14 protein-coding genes are annotated in these 15,867 nt (G+C 46.4%); 9 read left to right on the top strand and 5 right to left on the bottom strand.

The features are described from left to right. Positions 1–85: 85 nt before the first annotated feature. Positions 86–589, bottom strand: coding sequence for an antibiotic biosynthesis monooxygenase family protein (locus M1D90_RS16245; protein ID WP_023856562.1), 504 nt, complete (start codon positions 587–589; stop codon positions 86–88). Between the two features lie 131 nt (positions 590–720). Here M1D90_RS16245 and M1D90_RS16240 point away from each other — a divergent pair, with 131 nt between their 5' ends. The 6 genes from M1D90_RS16240 to M1D90_RS16215 all read left to right on the top strand — a co-directional run bounded on the left by M1D90_RS16240 (position 721) and on the right by M1D90_RS16215 (position 9,490). Then, positions 721–2,859: a transglycosylase domain-containing protein gene (locus M1D90_RS16240; RefSeq protein ID WP_023856563.1), complete on the top strand. Its 2,139-nt coding sequence runs from the start codon at positions 721–723 to the stop codon at positions 2,857–2,859. 125 nt (positions 2,860–2,984) lie between these two features. Beyond that, positions 2,985–4,046 carry a uroporphyrinogen decarboxylase gene (gene hemE / locus M1D90_RS16235; protein ID WP_023856564.1) on the top strand — a complete coding sequence of 354 codons (1,062 nt, stop codon included), beginning with the start codon at positions 2,985–2,987 and terminating at the stop codon, positions 4,044–4,046. 73 nt (positions 4,047–4,119) lie between these two features. After that, a complete protein-coding gene (gene hemH / locus M1D90_RS16230; RefSeq protein ID WP_195536140.1) occupies positions 4,120–5,058 on the top strand; it encodes a ferrochelatase in 939 nt (312 codons plus the stop codon). Between the two features lie 15 nt (positions 5,059–5,073). After that, positions 5,074–6,486 carry a protoporphyrinogen oxidase gene (gene hemY / locus M1D90_RS16225; RefSeq protein ID WP_023856566.1) on the top strand — a complete coding sequence of 471 codons (1,413 nt, stop codon included), beginning with the start codon at positions 5,074–5,076 and terminating at the stop codon, positions 6,484–6,486. 197 nt (positions 6,487–6,683) lie between these two features. Beyond that, the gene (locus M1D90_RS16220) at positions 6,684–7,256 is read left to right on the top strand and encodes a TetR/AcrR family transcriptional regulator (protein WP_003180287.1); all 573 of its coding nucleotides are present in this window, start codon (positions 6,684–6,686) and stop codon (positions 7,254–7,256) included. 71 nt (positions 7,257–7,327) lie between these two features. Further along, a complete protein-coding gene (locus M1D90_RS16215; protein WP_039072634.1) occupies positions 7,328–9,490 on the top strand; it encodes a YhgE/Pip domain-containing protein in 2,163 nt (720 codons plus the stop codon). Between the two features lie 56 nt (positions 9,491–9,546). Here M1D90_RS16215 and M1D90_RS16210 read toward each other — a convergent pair whose 3' ends face one another. After that, entirely contained in the window at positions 9,547–10,542 is a 996-nt protein-coding gene (locus tag M1D90_RS16210) for a ketoacyl-ACP synthase III (RefSeq protein WP_023856568.1), read from the bottom strand. 106 nt (positions 10,543–10,648) lie between these two features. Between M1D90_RS16210 and M1D90_RS16205 the strand changes: the two genes are divergently transcribed. Beyond that, a complete protein-coding gene (locus tag M1D90_RS16205; RefSeq protein ID WP_016886430.1) occupies positions 10,649–11,686 on the top strand; it encodes a M42 family metallopeptidase in 1,038 nt (345 codons plus the stop codon). 78 nt (positions 11,687–11,764) lie between these two features. Here the strand turns inward: M1D90_RS16205 and M1D90_RS16200 are convergent, their stop codons facing one another. The 3 genes from M1D90_RS16200 to yhfH all read right to left on the bottom strand — a co-directional run bounded on the left by M1D90_RS16200 (position 11,765) and on the right by yhfH (position 13,847). Next, on the bottom strand, positions 11,765–11,962 hold the full coding sequence (locus M1D90_RS16200) for a hypothetical protein (protein WP_003180298.1): 198 nt from the start codon (positions 11,960–11,962) through the stop codon (positions 11,765–11,767). A gap of 155 nt (positions 11,963–12,117) precedes the next feature. Continuing rightward, complete coding sequence (locus M1D90_RS16195; RefSeq protein ID WP_003180300.1) at positions 12,118–13,404, bottom strand: cation:dicarboxylate symporter family transporter; 1,287 nt, start codon at positions 13,402–13,404, stop codon at positions 12,118–12,120. 308 nt (positions 13,405–13,712) lie between these two features. Further along, positions 13,713–13,847, bottom strand: coding sequence for a protein YhfH (yhfH, locus tag M1D90_RS16190; protein WP_003180302.1), 135 nt, complete (start codon positions 13,845–13,847; stop codon positions 13,713–13,715). A 156-nt stretch (positions 13,848–14,003) separates the two neighbouring features. On the opposite strand from yhfH, the gene M1D90_RS16185 reads away from it, so the two are divergent. Next, on the top strand, positions 14,004–14,738 hold the full coding sequence (locus M1D90_RS16185) for an MBL fold metallo-hydrolase (protein ID WP_020450814.1): 735 nt from the start codon (positions 14,004–14,006) through the stop codon (positions 14,736–14,738). Positions 14,739–14,756: 18 nt separating this feature from the next. Then, entirely contained in the window at positions 14,757–15,746 is a 990-nt protein-coding gene (lplJ, locus tag M1D90_RS16180) for a lipoate--protein ligase LplJ (RefSeq protein WP_456282875.1), read from the top strand. Positions 15,747–15,867: the final 121 nt, after the last annotated feature.

The raw sequence follows: 15,867 nt of genomic DNA, 5'->3' as shown, positions 1-15,867 counted from the left end.
AACCTCATACAGCTTATTCCTGGGCTGTCAGAGTGTGAAGGAAGGGCTCATTTCCTCGGAAATAAAAAACTGCCTTAAAAGGCAGTTATTCGACAGAATGATACGAAGAAATATAGGATGGGCGGGAAAAAATCGTTCCGCCTTGGTTGATTCCAGCTGAAGATTCCTTCTTTTGATGGGCTTCGCCGAACGATTTGGAGCTTTTCCAGTCCTGAAACGACTGTTCTGTGTCCCACAGCGTCAGTACGATATACGTATCGCTGTCTTTCGGCCTCAGCACCCTGAGGGCTTTAAAGCCAGGCTGATTTTCGATTTTTCCGGCTCTGTTTTTAAAACGGGTTTCGAAAAGCGGTCTTCCTTCCGGTGTGACAGGGATGTTGTTGAGGACGGCGAATCCGGAATGTTCCAAAGTTCCCGACTGATCGATGATTTCGTAGCGGTGAGGAGAATGAAAGACGCTTTCTCCGTCGGTTTCGTGAAAGAGAATGGCGGAATCGTGGCTTTTCATAAATAACATGTTTTCAAGACCGTGCTGTTTGGCGAGCTTTTTTAAAAACTCGACAGTTCCGTATGTAATGTAAAAATTCAATTTTATCACCCCTTTTTGATAGTATAACAAAAGGACGATTTAAAATTCTATCTATTACCCGCTATAAATGCTGCAACATAATTTGAAGAAAAAATTCCCATACTAGCTATAGAAAGGAATGAGGTGACCATATGAGAAAGAGATTTTTCATTCCAATCATCATTACAGCGGCGATATTCCTTTTATCGTTAATCGGATATATTACGATTTTGTTTCTGGGGGATTATGTGATTGATGAAAAGAAACTGATTTTCCATGCTTCTTCTAAAATCGTCGACCAAAATGGAGAAGAAGTCACAAGCCTCTATACTGAAAACAGAAGACCTATTTCAATTGCCGAGGTGCCGGACGGCGTAAAAAATGCCTTTATCGCGGTTGAAGACAAGCGCTTTTATGAGCACCACGGCATCGATTTTAAATCCGTGAGCCGTGCGGTCTATAAAGATATATTAGCGGGAGGAAAAGTGGAAGGTGGAAGTACGATCACCCAGCAGCTCGCAAAAAACACTTTTTTGACACACGACAAAACGTTTTTAAGAAAAACGAAAGAAGTCATAATCGCGATCAACTTGGAGCGGGACTACAGCAAAGACAAGCTTTTGGAAATGTATTTGAACCAGCTTTATTTCGGGCACGGCGTCTATGGAATCCAAGCGGCTGCAAACTACTTTTTTAGCAAAGATGTGAAAGACTTGACGGTCAGTGAGGGAGCGGTGCTGGCTTCCATTCCTAAAGCGCCGTCCACGTATTCGCCCATTCTCAATCCGGAAAAAAGTCGTGAGCGGCGCAATGTCATTCTCGGCATGATGAACGAGCAGGGATATATCAGCTCAAAGGAAACCGTCAGAGCCCAAGGCAGCACATTGGGCCTCCACGTGAAAGAAAAATCAAAAAATCCGTGGCTTGACAGCTATATTGATCTGGTCATGAAAGAAGCGGAAGACAAATATTCGATTTCGAGTGAACAGCTTCTTCAAGGCGGATACACAATCAGTGTTCCGCTCGACGTTTCGATACAAAAAGCGGCTTACACGCTGATGAAGCAGGACGGCTATTTTCCCGGAACAGACAATAAAGCTGAAGGGAGCGCCGTTTTTATCGATAACCGGACAGGCGGCGTAGTGGCCGCTCTCGGAGGTCGGGAATACGCTCCGAAAGGCTACAACAGGGCAACAGCCCCGCGTCAGCCGGGTTCGACTTTTAAACCGCTTGCCGTTTACGGCCCCGCTCTTGAAGAAAAGCGGTTTAAGCCGTACTCCATGCTTGAAGATAAACAGCTGTCATACGGCGGCTACTCGCCGAAAAACTATGACGGCCAGTACGAGGGCAAGGTCTCTATGGTGGATGCGCTGACCTACAGCAAAAACGCGCCTGCCGTATGGACGCTAAATGAGATCGGAATCGAAACGGTGAAGCCTTATCTCAGCCGCTTGGGCATGAACGTGCCGGATGAGGGCCTGGCATTGGGGCTGGGCGGCTTAGAGAAAGGAGTGTCGCCGCTTGAGATTGCCGGGGCATACCGGACCTTTGCAAATTCAGGACAATACACCGAGCCGTTCTTTATTAAAAAAATCACGGACGAAAACGGGGATGTCATATTCCGCCGCGAGGAAAAATCAGAAAAGGTATTCAGCAAACAAACCGCTTGGAACATGACGCGAATGCTAGAGGAGGTCGTGAAAAGCGGAACGGGAAAAGCCGGTGATTTTTCCGGAGAGATTGCAGGAAAAACGGGCTCGACCACGTATACCGGAAAAGAGGGCGGAACAAAAGATGCCTGGTTTGCGGGGTATACGCCCGAAGTGACGGGAGCTGTCTGGATGGGCTACGATAAAACGGATGAATCCCATTATTTAAAAGGCGGCAGCGCTTATCCGACAAGGCTGTTTAAAGACATTTTAAAACGCTCCAACCATAAGCCTGAACGATTTAAGGCGCCTGAAGGTGTAAAAGATCTGGACAGGCCGATCCGCCTCGAAGATTTGGAAAGTGTTAAAGCAGACTATTCCTTTACGCCGATGGGGCTGATTACGGTGTCATTAAAATGGCATGAACAAGAGGATAAAAGGGTTGAATACCGAATATATGAAAGGAAAAACGGAAAAGAAACGCTCATTGATACGGTTAAGGGGAAAGGAAGCTATTCAATCCCTTATGCAAACATCTTTTCCAATGCTTCCTATAAAATTGTTCCGTACAATCCGCAGACGAAAACAGAGGGGAAAGGGACTGATTATATCGAACCGAAAGTGTTTCCTTCGGGTCATTAGGTACCCGAAATTCATCAATTTCTTGAACAATAAGTCTCATGAGTATACCGTTCAATAAAAAAACGGTATATTGGAAGGAGTAATTTTGCGAACGTATGGTTGCAGCTTGAAAGGTGGATATCATGATGAAAAACGACAAGGCTTTTAATGACACATTCTTAAAAGCGTGCCGAGGAGAAAAAGCCGCCCATGTACCGGTATGGTACATGAGGCAGGCTGGAAGATCACAGCCTGAGTACAGAGCGCTCAAGGAAAAATACGGACTGTTCGAAATTACGCATCAGCCCGAACTGTGCGCTTACGTGACAAGGCTCCCCGTCGAACAGTACGGTGTCGATGCGGCAATACTTTATAAAGACATAATGACACCGCTTCCAGGTATTGGCGTTGACGTCGAAATTAAAAACGGCATCGGTCCTGTCATCGATCAGCCGATCACATCTCTCACAGATGTTGAAAAACTCGGCGAACTCGAGCCGGAGGAGCATATACCATATGTGCTGGAGACGATCAGGCTCTTGACAGAAGAACAGCTGAACGTTCCGCTGATCGGTTTTACTGGGGCGCCGTTTACACTGGCCAGCTATATGATCGAAGGCGGCCCGTCCAAAAACTACAATAAAACAAAAGCGTTTATGTACAGCCAGCCTGCTGCATGGGACCTCTTGATGAAAAAGCTCGGGAAGATGGCGGCTGTATACGTCAAAGCCCAAATCCGCGCCGGCGCCAAAGCCATTCAAGTGTTCGATTCCTGGGTCGGCGCGTTGAATGTCGGTGATTACTGCCGCTATATCAAGCCGACGATGGACATTCTTTTCAAAGAGCTGAAAAAAGAAGGCGTGCCGCTGATAATGTTCGGGGTCGGCGCAAGCCACCTCGCGACTGAATGGCACGATCTTGACCTTGACGTCGTCGGGTTGGACTGGCGGATGAGCGTGCAGGAAGCCAGGGATAAAGGGCTGACAAAAACGCTTCAGGGGAATTTGGATCCTTCGATCCTCCTCGCCCCGTGGGAAGTCATTGAAGAGAGGACGAAAGCCATTCTCGATCAGGGCATGCAGACGGACCGGTTTATTTTCAACCTCGGTCACGGGATTTTTCCCGAAGTGAGTCCTGACACACTGAAAAAATTGACGGCATTTGTTCATGAGTATTCCGCCTCAAAAAAATCGAGCCTGATGACATGAGCATTTCAGTTGGTCTTTTCAATATAAACTGTCAAAATACGTATAGATCATGATCTTTAAAGAGGTGTTCACGTTGGGTAAAAAGAAAATGGGGCTTCTTGTTATGGCGTATGGGACGCCGTACAAAGAGGAAGACATTGAACGTTATTATACACACATCAGAAGAGGCAGGAAGCCTGAGCCTGACATGCTTCAGGACTTAAAAGACCGCTATAAGGCGATCGGCGGAATTTCTCCGCTTGCAAAGATCACGGAAGAGCAGACGAAGCAGCTGGAAAAACACTTAAACGAGCTTCAGGATGATGTGGTATTCAAGTCATATATCGGTCTCAAACACATCGAACCTTTCATCGAGGATGCCGTTCAGGAGATGCATAAAGACGGGATTACAGAAGCCGTCAGCATCGTGCTTGCGCCCCATTTCTCCACCTTCAGCGTACAGTCGTACAACAAGCGGGCGAAAGACGAGGCTGAAAAGCTCGGCGGATTGTCGATCACATCGATCAACAGCTGGTATGATGAGCCGAAATTCATCGCATATTGGGCGGATCAAGTGAGAAAAATCTATGACGAAATGCCTTCGGAAGAAAGGGAAAACGCCGTCTTGATTGTATCGGCGCACAGCCTTCCCGAAAAGATCGTCGAAATGGGTGATCCATATCCTGAACAGCTTAAAGAATCAGCGAAGCTGATTGCCGAAGCGGCGGGTGTAAAAGATTACGCCGTCGGCTGGCAAAGCGAAGGAAACACCCCTGATCCGTGGCTTGGGCCGGATGTTCAGGATTTGACCCGTGACTTGTCAGAGCAAAAAGGGTACAGCGCTTTTGTTTATGCTCCCGTCGGCTTCGTAGCTGACCATTTGGAAGTTCTTTATGACAACGATTATGAATGCAAAGTCGTCACAGACGATATCGGAGCAAGCTATTACAGACCTGAAATGCCTAACGCAAAACATGAGTTTATCGATGCTTTAGCAGATGTTGTATTAAAACAATTGGAGAAAGAACAGTAAAGAAGGCGATTGTAAATGAGTGGAGAACGCAGGCAGATTGTCATCATCGGCGGCGGTATTACCGGATTGGCCGCCGCCTTCTACTTGGAGAAGGAAATCAAAAAGAACGATCTCCCGGCCGAAGTCACGCTTGTTGAAGCAAGTCCGAGACTGGGCGGAAAGATACAGACGGTACACAAAGACGGCTATGTGATTGAACGAGGGCCGGATTCATTTTTGGAACGGAAGCAAAGCGCACCTCAGCTCGTGAAGGATCTCGGGCTGGAGCACTTGCTCGTGAACAACGCGACAGGCCAGTCTTATGTTCTTGTCAGCGAAACGCTCTATCCGATTCCGGAAGGAGCTGTGATGGGGGTGCCGACAAAAATCGGACCTTTTCTGACAACCGGCTTGTTTTCCTTGCCGGGGAAGTTGAGAGCCGGAATGGATTTGCTGCTTCCAGCGAGCAAGCCGCAGGAAGACCAGTCGCTCGGAGAATTTTTCAGAAGGCGTGTCGGCGGTGAAGTGGTGGAGAACCTGATCGAACCGCTTTTGTCAGGCATTTATGCCGGGGACATTGACCGCCTCAGTCTGATGTCAACTTTCCCGCAATTCTACCAGACAGAACAGAAGTACAGAAGCTTGATCATCGGGATGAAAAAATCGCGCGGCGCCCAGAGCGCCAAAAAGCCTGCGAACAAAAAGAAAGGCCAGTTCCAGACGGTGAAAACCGGCCTGCAGACGATTGTTGAAGAACTGGAAAAGCAGCTCGATATCACAAAGGTTTATAAAGGCACAAAGGTCGTCAGCATTGAGCGCGCGGGCTCGGGCTACAGCATGAAGCTTGACAACGGCAAGGTGCTTCACGCTGATTCGGCCGTGGTCACCGCTCCCCATAAAGCAGCTGCCGCGATGTTTCCAAAAGCGGATTGGCTGAAGGGTTTAGAAGATATGGTGTCAACATCTGTCGCCAATGTGGCGCTCGGATTTCCGGAAGAAGCCGTCCAAATGGAGCATCAAGGAACAGGCTTTGTCATTTCAAGGAACAGCGACTTTTCGATTACGGCGTGTACTTGGACAAACAAAAAATGGCCGAGCACAACGCCTGAAGGAAAAGTTCTGTTAAGAGCTTATGTGGGGAAAGCCGGCGATGAGTCCGTTGTCGAACAGTCAGATAACGAAATGGTGAAAATCGTCCTCGACGATTTAAGGCGGATTATGAAGATCGACGGCGAGCCGGAAATGACCTGCATCACAAGATGGCATGAAGCGATGCCGCAATACCATGTCGGCCATAAGAAAAGAATGAAAGAGATCAGGGAAGGGTTACAGGCGTCATATCCGGGCGTTTTCATGACGGGGGCCTCTTTTGAAGGGGTCGGCATTCCGGATTGCATCGACCAAGGCAAGCAGGCCGTAGCCGATGTACTCTCACACCTTTTCGAATAAAGAAGAGCAAATAAAGCTGTCCGAATCCATTCGGCGGCTTTTTTTTATTTCACTCTTTTTACAGCTTTCATCATTTTAAAGTTTGTTTATGGAAAAGATAACATTTAAATTATTGCATTTTATATTCAGGTGTGTTACATTACTTTTTGTACTTACTGACCAAAATGTTCAAATAGTCAATTTCGGGGTGAGAAACCGTGAGCAAAGATCGAAAAGCACTGATTTTAGAAGCGGCGACAAAATCGTTTACACAATTCGGCTACAAAGCGACGACGATGGATCTGGTGGCGAAGCTTGCCAATGTCGGCAAAGGTACGATTTATACTTTTTTCAAGAATAAAGAGGAACTGTTCGACGACATTTTTTCTTCGCTTCTGATTGAGATGAAGCAAACGGCTGATCAAGCGATTGATCCTGATCTGCCTTTTCACGAAAATGCCCATCGCGCGATGATGGCGATATTGGAGTACAGAAAGAAGCACCAGCTGACCATTAAGATCTTTCAGGAAGGTGCGGAGCTCGGCACACCGGCGGCCCGCGAAGTGATTGAAAAGCTGGAACGCATGGTCATCAGCTATATTAAGAGAAAGATTAAAGAAGCGATTAAAAATGACGATATTAGACCGTGTGACCCCGAGCTGAACGCGTTTGTCATCTTCAAGCTTTACATCGCGCTCATCTTTGACTGGGAAAAAAACCATGAACCGCTGAAAGATGAAGAGTTGGCAGAGATGCTGAAAATGTATATTTTAAAAGGATTATCTCGTTAGATTGTCCTTTCTTTGTTTAAAGGGGTGCTTATCCGCATAGAGAGCGGCTACTAACTAGGAGGCGTATCAACATGAATGTTTTCAAAAACCAGTGGAGAGAACTGATAACCAATAAAAAACTACTGATATCCGTGATCGGGGTTCTCTTTATACCGCTGATTTACAGCAGCATATTTTTGGCGGCGTACTGGGACCCATACGGAAACGTCGATCAGCTCCCCGTAGCGGTTGTGAATTCCGACAAGGGAACGACATATGAAGGAAAAGACCTTCACATCGGCGACGACCTTGTCAAAGAACTGAAAAAAAACGATAAATTCGACTGGCATTTTACGACGAAGGAAAAAGCGCTGAGAGGCTTGCAAAATGAGGAATACTACATGGTTGTAGAAATTCCTGAAAACTTTTCGAAGGATGCCAGCACGGTGATGGATAAACATCCGAAAAAGCTGAATCTGATTTATCATACAAACGCAGGACGAAACTATGTCGGCGCCCAGATCAGCGATAAAGCGATTGAACAGCTTCAGCATTCAGTAGGTTCTGAAATCACGCAGCAATATGCCGAAGTCATCTTTGACAATTTCGGCAAAATCGCAAAAGGTCTCGGTGAAGCCAGCGAAGGTGCCGGAAAACTGGATAAAGGACTGAAAGATGCGAAAGAAGGAAGCGAAAAGCTGAAAAAGAACCTTGAAAAGCTTGCGAAAAGCCAAATTCAGTTCAACAAAGACGGAATGGAGAAGTTCGGCGCGGCATTCAATACGCTGAACGACAAAATTCATGAACTTGATTCAGGGCTTGCGCAATTTTTAGAAAAAAGCGGCCAGCTGCACAGCGGTGCTCAACAGCTCCAACAAGGCATGCCTCAGATTGTGGCGGGATTGGAGCAGATGAATGAAAAAGCACAGATGATAAGCAAACTCGAAGAAGCCATTTCAAATGAAAAGATTCAGCAGCTTGAAACGGCACTTTCAAACGCCGAAAAGGCGAAAAAAGAAATCAGTCAGATTTCAAAAAATATTGATGAGCTTGAAGCGGCATTGAAAAACCAGCACAGTGAAGTCAAACAAATTATTGAATCCAGCAACATGCTGACACAAGAACAGAAAGCCGCGCTTATGAAACAAGTCGATGAAAAAATGGGAACGGTGAAGCTGCCTGAGTTTGACAAGTTGAAAGCGCAAATTCCCGATGTAAGCGAACTTCCCGATTTATCCGGGCTGAAACAGAAGCTTGAGGAATTGAAGCGAGTTCCTTCGGATGTGAACAAGCTTTATAAAGGATCGCAAAAGATTCAGCAAGGGCTCGATGCGCTGACAAACGGTTTGGGTGCTTACAACGAAAAATTCGCGGAGGCGAAAAGCGGATCATCCAAAATCGCCGAAGGCAGCCAGACGTTAGTCGGGAAGTTCGGCGATCTGCAAAGCGCGGCTGATAAACTGAAAGACGGTTCTTCCAAGCTTGCAGAAGGGGCTAAATCTCTTGATGAAGGTCTTGGCAAGCTGTCTGACGGAAGCGGGGAGCTGTTTGACAAGCTGTCTGACGCTGCCGATCAGACCGGCGATATTCAAGCGGGAGACGAAAACTACAATATGTTCTCAGATCCCGTCGATGTGAAAGGCGATAAAATCGATCCGGTTTCCAACTACGGAACAGGATTAACCCCGTATATTTTGTCGCTCGGCTTATTTGTCGGTGCATTAATGATCACCGTCGTCTTTGATGTGAAAGAGCCGGCCGTCCGGCCTGAATCAGCTTTCGGCTGGTTTATGAGCAAATTCAGCGTACTTTTTGCAGTGGGGATTCTTCAAGCGGCGATCGCCTGCACGATCATTCTCTCTGGCATCGGGCTTGAAGTGCAAAGCGTCTGGAGATTTTATGTGTTCAGTATGATCATGAGCATTACATGTCTTGCGATCATTCAATTTTTGGCTGCGACCATGGGAAATCCGGGACGTTTCATTGCCGTCATTCTGCTCGTGCTTCAGCTTGGAGGAAGCGGAGGAACATTCCCTCTTGCACTTGTTCCTAAGTTCTTCCAAGTCATCCATTCCGCACTGCCGATGACCTACAGCATTGCGGGATACAGAGCGGTGATTTCAAGCGGAGACTACGCGTATATGTGGGAGCAGGCTGCCGTGCTCGGCGGTGTTGCGATCGTCATGATGGCCTTGACGCTGATTTATTTTAAAGTGCTGCTGAGAAAAGGAAAAGTTGAAGAGCAGCACGCATAAAAGAAAAACATCTTTTCAAGCCCGGCAAGGGCAAGAAAAGATGTTTTTTTTTGAAATCAGGAAGCTGGCGCGCCCCATTTTACAATCAGTCCCGTATATGTAAGACCCCCGCCGAAACCGAACAGAATCAAGTTATCGCCCTCTTTCAACTTTCCGTTTTTGACGGCTTCATCAAGGGCGAGAACGATTGATACGGATGAGGTGTTGCCAAACCATTCGACGCTCGTCAGCGCTTTTTCGAGTGAAATTCCGGTTTTTTCGCAAATTGATTCGACCATTCGCAAATTCGCGCTGTGCGGGACGAACCAATCGATATCTTTCAGCTCCATTTCAGCTTGGATAAGCAGCTTTTTGACGCCTTCGGGAATGGATCTGACCGCCCATTTATACACTTCGCGGCCGTTTTGAACCATTTTTCCTTCACCTGAGAGCGGCTCCCCTTTAAGGTCGCTGCGCAAGCCGGTTCTGTATAAATGGCGGGCTCCGTCACCTTTCGTATCCTGGGTAAAAGTAATAAAGCTTGGGGAATTGTCGTCCCGTTCGACAAGCAGGGCGCCCGCGCCGTCGCCGAACAAGATGCAAGACGCGCGGTCTGTGTAGTCGGTTGTTTTGGATAAGGTTTCACCGCTGATCACAAGAATTTTTTTATGCAGTCCGGAAGTGATCAGGCCGTTGGCGATATGCAATCCGTATGTTAATCCCGCGCAAGTCGCATTTACATCCACCGCGCCGACTTCTTTCCATCCGAAGTGCTCCTGAACCTGGCATGCCGTGCTTGGAAAAGCATAGTCCGCCGTTGTGGTAGAGACGATGATCATGTCAATATCGTCCAGCGTGCCGTTGTATCTGCTTTGTAGATTTTCAACGGCCTTTATGCAAAGATCTGATGTGAATTCGTGACTTCCTGCGATTCGCCTTTCTTTCATTCCTGTCCGCTGAACGATCCATTCATCAGAAGTATCGACGATTTTTTCAAAGTCTTTGTTTGTCATGCGCTTTTCGGGAACATAGGTGCCGATGGCGGAAATTCGCGCTTTTGATAAAGTTTTCATGAAGTTCACTCTCCTTTTTTTTATTATAACACCTAGTATTAGTATCTGGTACTAAAATATTGATCTGATGTATACTATAAACATCACAAGTTGGGAGGAATGAACAATGTCAGGACAGAAAACGCTGGAGCTCATCAAGGAGCTCGTCTCCATCCCGAGCCCTACCGGAAATACGTATGACATCATAGACTATATCAATCGCCTATTACAGGAAGAAGGAGTCGAAACAAAGTTTAACCGTAAGGGCGGCCTGATCGCGACGATACCGGGCCGCGACAAAGCCCGGCACCGGATGCTCACCGCTCATGTCGATACCCTCGGAGCGATGGTGAAAGAGATTAAGCCGAACGGAAGGCTGAAAATTGACTTAATCGGGGGGTTCAATTACAACTCGATTGAAGGCGAGTATTGCAAAATTGAAACAGCATCAGGGAAAACTTACACCGGCACGATCTTAATGCATCAGACATCAGTGCATGTTTACAAAGACGCCGGAAAAGCCGAGCGGAACCAGAAGAATATGGAGGTCCGCATTGACGAACCGGTCCGCAGTGAAGAAGAAACCCGGGCGCTCGGCATCAATGTCGGTGATTTTATCTCCTTCGACCCGCGCGTTGAGATCACACCGAGCGGGTTTATCAAATCGCGTCATCTTGATGATAAAGCAAGCGTCGCCCTCCTTATTGAGCTGATCAGAACGATCAACACAGAAGGGATGACACTGCCTTACACAACACATTTTTTAATTTCCAATAATGAAGAAATCGGTTATGGCGGCAACTCCAATATCCCGCCTGAAACGGTGGAATATTTGGCTGTTGATATGGGAGCGATCGGCGATGGGCAGTCAACCGACGAATATACGGTATCCATTTGTGTGAAGGATGCCAGCGGGCCATATCACTACGGGCTTCGCAAGCGTCTGACCGCTCTTTGTGAAACATACGGAATCGAGTATAAGCTTGATATTTACCCGTACTACGGCTCAGATGCTTCAGCAGCCATCAGAGCGGGCCATGATATCGTCCACGGGCTGATCGGCCCGGGAATTGACGCATCCCACGCGTTTGAAAGGACGCATCAGTCGTCCCTGGAGCAGACGGCAAAGCTGCTGTATCATTATGTCCTGTCTGACATGGCATAAAAAAGCTCCCAAAGGACCCCGGTCCCTTGGGAGTAAAAAAAGAGTGGAAGTCATCCATCCGTAGAGGATGGCGTTTACTTACCAGTAATCATAGTGTTTTTTCTTTTTGCAGTGATCAAAGTGGTCAAACTTCTTGTAGTCATAGTCATAATCATACTTCTTATAGCATGGATAATAGTAGTAATAATAGTAGTAGTAGTATTTCTTGCAGTCGTGGTCTTTCTTGTGGTAGTCAAAGTCATAATCTTTCTTGCAATGGTCATGGTAAAAATACATTAAACTTCCCTCCAGTTTTCTTTTCTAATTTAACTACAGTACATCGTATGTAAACGAAAGGAAGTTGTTTGGACAGGTTTCTTGAGCAAATTGCATATTTTTAAAAAAACGTATGTTTCTCCAAAAGCGGGAAACATACGTTTTTTTGCGGGCTGTCAGCCGGACATTTTCATATCTGCCGGCTCCCTTTGATTTAAGACGGTCTGTCCTTTAACGGCGTCATATTCACCTTCCCATTTTGACATGACCACAGCGGCAAGAGCGTTTCCGGTCAGGTTGACGACCGTTCTCGCCATATCCATAATCCGGTCGACTCCGGCAATGAAGGCCAGCCCTTCAGCAGGAACGCCGATCGTGCCCAGAGTCGCGAGAAGAACGACGAATGATGTGCCGGGAACGGCAGCCATTCCTTTAGAAGTGACCATCAGGACAAGGATGAGCGTGAGCTGCTGCCCAATGGACAGATCGATGCCGTAGACCTGCGCCAGAAACAGCGCCGCGATTGCCTGATACAGGACAGAGCCGTCAAGGTTAAATGTGTAGCCGATCGGAATGACAAACGACACAATGCCTTTCGGACAGCCGATTTTCTCCATTTTTTCCATGACGCGCGGAAGCACAGTTTCAGAGCTTGATGTACTGTATGCAAGAAGAAGCTCATCTTTCATATAGGCCAAAAATTTAAATATATTGATACCGCACAGCTTGCCGACGATCCCAAAAATGACAATCAGAAAGAAAGCAAGAGCAAGATAGACAAGCAAAACGAGCTTTCCCAATGATAAAAGCGAAGAAAAACCAAATTTTGAAACCGTTACACCAATTAAAGCAAAAACGCCGAACGGCGCGAATTTCATGACGATGTTCACGACGTGGAACATGGCTTGAGACGTTGCCTCAAAAAAGGAAAGCACAGGCTTGCCTTTTTCGCCTATGGCTGACACTCCGAGTGCGAACAGAACAGTGAAGCAAATGATCGCAAGCAGATCGCCTTCAGCGAGCGATTGGAAAAAGTTTGTCGGCACAATGTGCAGGAACGTGTCTGCGACAGATTTGGTGCTTGCCTCTTTTTCTGTTTCTACATATTGGCTGATATCCTGTTTTTCAGCACCAGAAAAGTTTACGCCGTGTCCAGGCTGAATGATATTTCCAAGGAGCAGTCCGAGCACGATCGCAAAAGTCGTAATGATTTCAAAGTACAGAATCGTCCGAAAACCGAGCCTGCCGACCTTTTTTCCGCTGCCGGCCCCTGCAACCCCGACAATCAAGCTTGAAACGACAATAGGAATCACAATCATTTTGATTAATCTTAAGAACAAATCACCGACGGGCTGCAGATACGTTGCGACCGCAGGGTTTCCGAACCAAATCGCTCCTGCTGCAACACCTAAAATCAGCCCGAGGAAAATTTGTGTGGCTAATCCGAATTTAAGTCTTTTCATAGATGCCCTCCCAACGCATGCTTAATTTATACTAGAATATTAAACTTGAGATCGTAAATTAAGTATAGCGAAAGAAAATACAGCTCGTCCATTAAAAAAATAACGTCTGAATATATTGAAAATTCAAATATGAGATGATCATCCCAGCTTAAATTCAAATCGGGACGTTCATCGGTGTATATTTCCCTAAGTGAAATAGTAAAATGTTATTAAAATAATGAATTTTGACAAGAATCTCTCTCTTTATAACTAACTTTATGACAAAAAAACGCCCCGGGGAGATCCGCCGGGGCATTTTTTAATGACGTCTATATATCTTTTACATTTAAGCATTTAGAGCAAGTGTTTCCGTAGCATTCGTGCTGCTCATCAATATCGTGGCCGCATTTTGAACATTTTTTGGAAGGCAAATTTCTGAAGAACTCGGTGATTTTAGCGAGCATGTTGATTCCCCCAATTCGTTTGTTGTCATCATTGTATTATAACAGTATCCAGGAAATCAATGTCTGTTTTATGACAAAATATAAAACATGCAATTTTTAAGAAAAATGGGTATATTGAATAGGGGGACGATAGACACAAAAAAGAGGTGTGTATATATGAAGATGACAGTCATCGGCTGCTGCGGAGGATTTCCGGCTGCAAATGAAGCGACTTCAGGCTATCTCTTTCAATCCGGGGATTATTCCGTTTTAATCGACTGCGGCAGTGCCGTTTTATCGAAGCTTCAGCTGTTTCTGCCCGTTGAGGAGCTTGATGCCGTTATATTATCCCATTATCATCACGACCATATTGCGGATGTCGGCCCTTTGCAATTTGCCAAACTGGTCGGCTCATTCCTCGGCAAGGGAGCGAATGCCCTTCCGATATATGGACATCCTTTTGATGAAGAGCAGTTTTCAAAGCTTACATATAAAACGCATACCGCTGGATTGGCCTATGATCCGAAAGAGTCTTTGGCAATCGGACCGTTTACGTTCACGTTTTTAAAGACGGTTCATCCTGTTGACTGCTTTGCTATGAGGGTGACGGACGGTGTTCATTCTGTCGTTTATACAGCCGATTCGAGCTTTCAGGAAGCTTTCATCCCGTTCAGCGCAGGAGCCGATCTATTGATCTCGGAGTGCAATTTTTATGCGGATCAGGATGGGAGAAGCGCCGGTCATATGAACAGCCTCGAAGCGGGACGCATCGCTGCAGAAGCGGGTGCGGGACATCTGCTCTTGACACACCTCCCGCATTTCGGGGAACATCAAAAACTAGCAGAAGAGGCCAAAACCGTTTATAAAGGCGCGGTTGATCTGGCGCACACCGGTTATGTGTGGGGAGAATAGAAGGAGGAACTGACAAACATGCTGTTTATCGATAATCAAAATATTACAGATCCGAGGATCAACTTGGCGATTGAGGAGTACTGCTTAAAGCACCTCGATCCTGAAGAGACGTATCTGCTGTTTTATATCAACCAGCCGTCGATCATCATCGGCAAAAACCAAAATACGATTGAGGAAATCAACACAAAGTATGTGGATGAAAACGGGATCATTGTCGTTCGCAGGCTGTCAGGCGGCGGAGCTGTCTACCACGACCTCGGGAACTTGAACTTCAGCTTTATTACGAAAGACGACGGCAACAGCTTCCATAACTTTAAGAAGTTTACGGAGCCCGTTGTGGCCGCTTTAAAGCGGCTTGGCGTCGATGCGGAGCTGAGCGGCCGAAACGACTTGATGGCAAACGGCCGGAAAATTTCGGGAAACGCCCAGTTCTCAACGAAAGGGAGAATGTTCAGCCATGGCACGCTGTTGTTCGATTCTGAGATAGAACATGTCGTATCGGCTTTAAAAGTAAAAAAAGATAAAATCGAATCAAAAGGCATCAAATCGATCAGGAGCCGGGTAGCCAATATCAGCGAATTTCTCGATCAGAAGATGATGACAGTGGAATTCCGAAGCATGCTTCTCCGCTATATTTTTGATACCGAAGGGGAAATACCGGAGTATAAGCTGACTGAAAAAGACTGGAAAATCATCAATCAAATTTCAAAGGAACGCTATCAAAACTGGGATTGGAACTATGGGAAGTCTCCGAAATTCAATCTTCAGCATTCAAAACGATTTCAAGCGGGATCGGTCGACATCCGCCTGGAAGTGCAAAAAGGCGTGATCCGCGAGTGCAAAATATTCGGTGACTTTTTCGGAGTCGGCGATGTCAGCGATATTGAAGAGAAGCTGACAGACGTACAGTATGAAAGAAAAGCGATTGAAGAAGCCCTTCAAGGCGTCGACATCAAGCATTACTTCGGCAATATTCAAAAAGAAGAATTTTTGGATCTTGTCTACTAAAAGAGAGGCTGCGGTTTCCGCGGCCCCTTTTTAACTTGAGAGGAATGGAAGATATTTCCCAACAGCCCTTGAGTGTTTTCTGTTCATTTACTATAATGGGAATAGATTTTGATTATCACAA

It is taken from the genome of Bacillus sp. JZ34 (assembly GCF_053903205.1).
The sequence above is the reverse complement of the archived record's forward strand: the minus strand, read 5'-3'. Positions and strand labels throughout refer to the sequence as shown.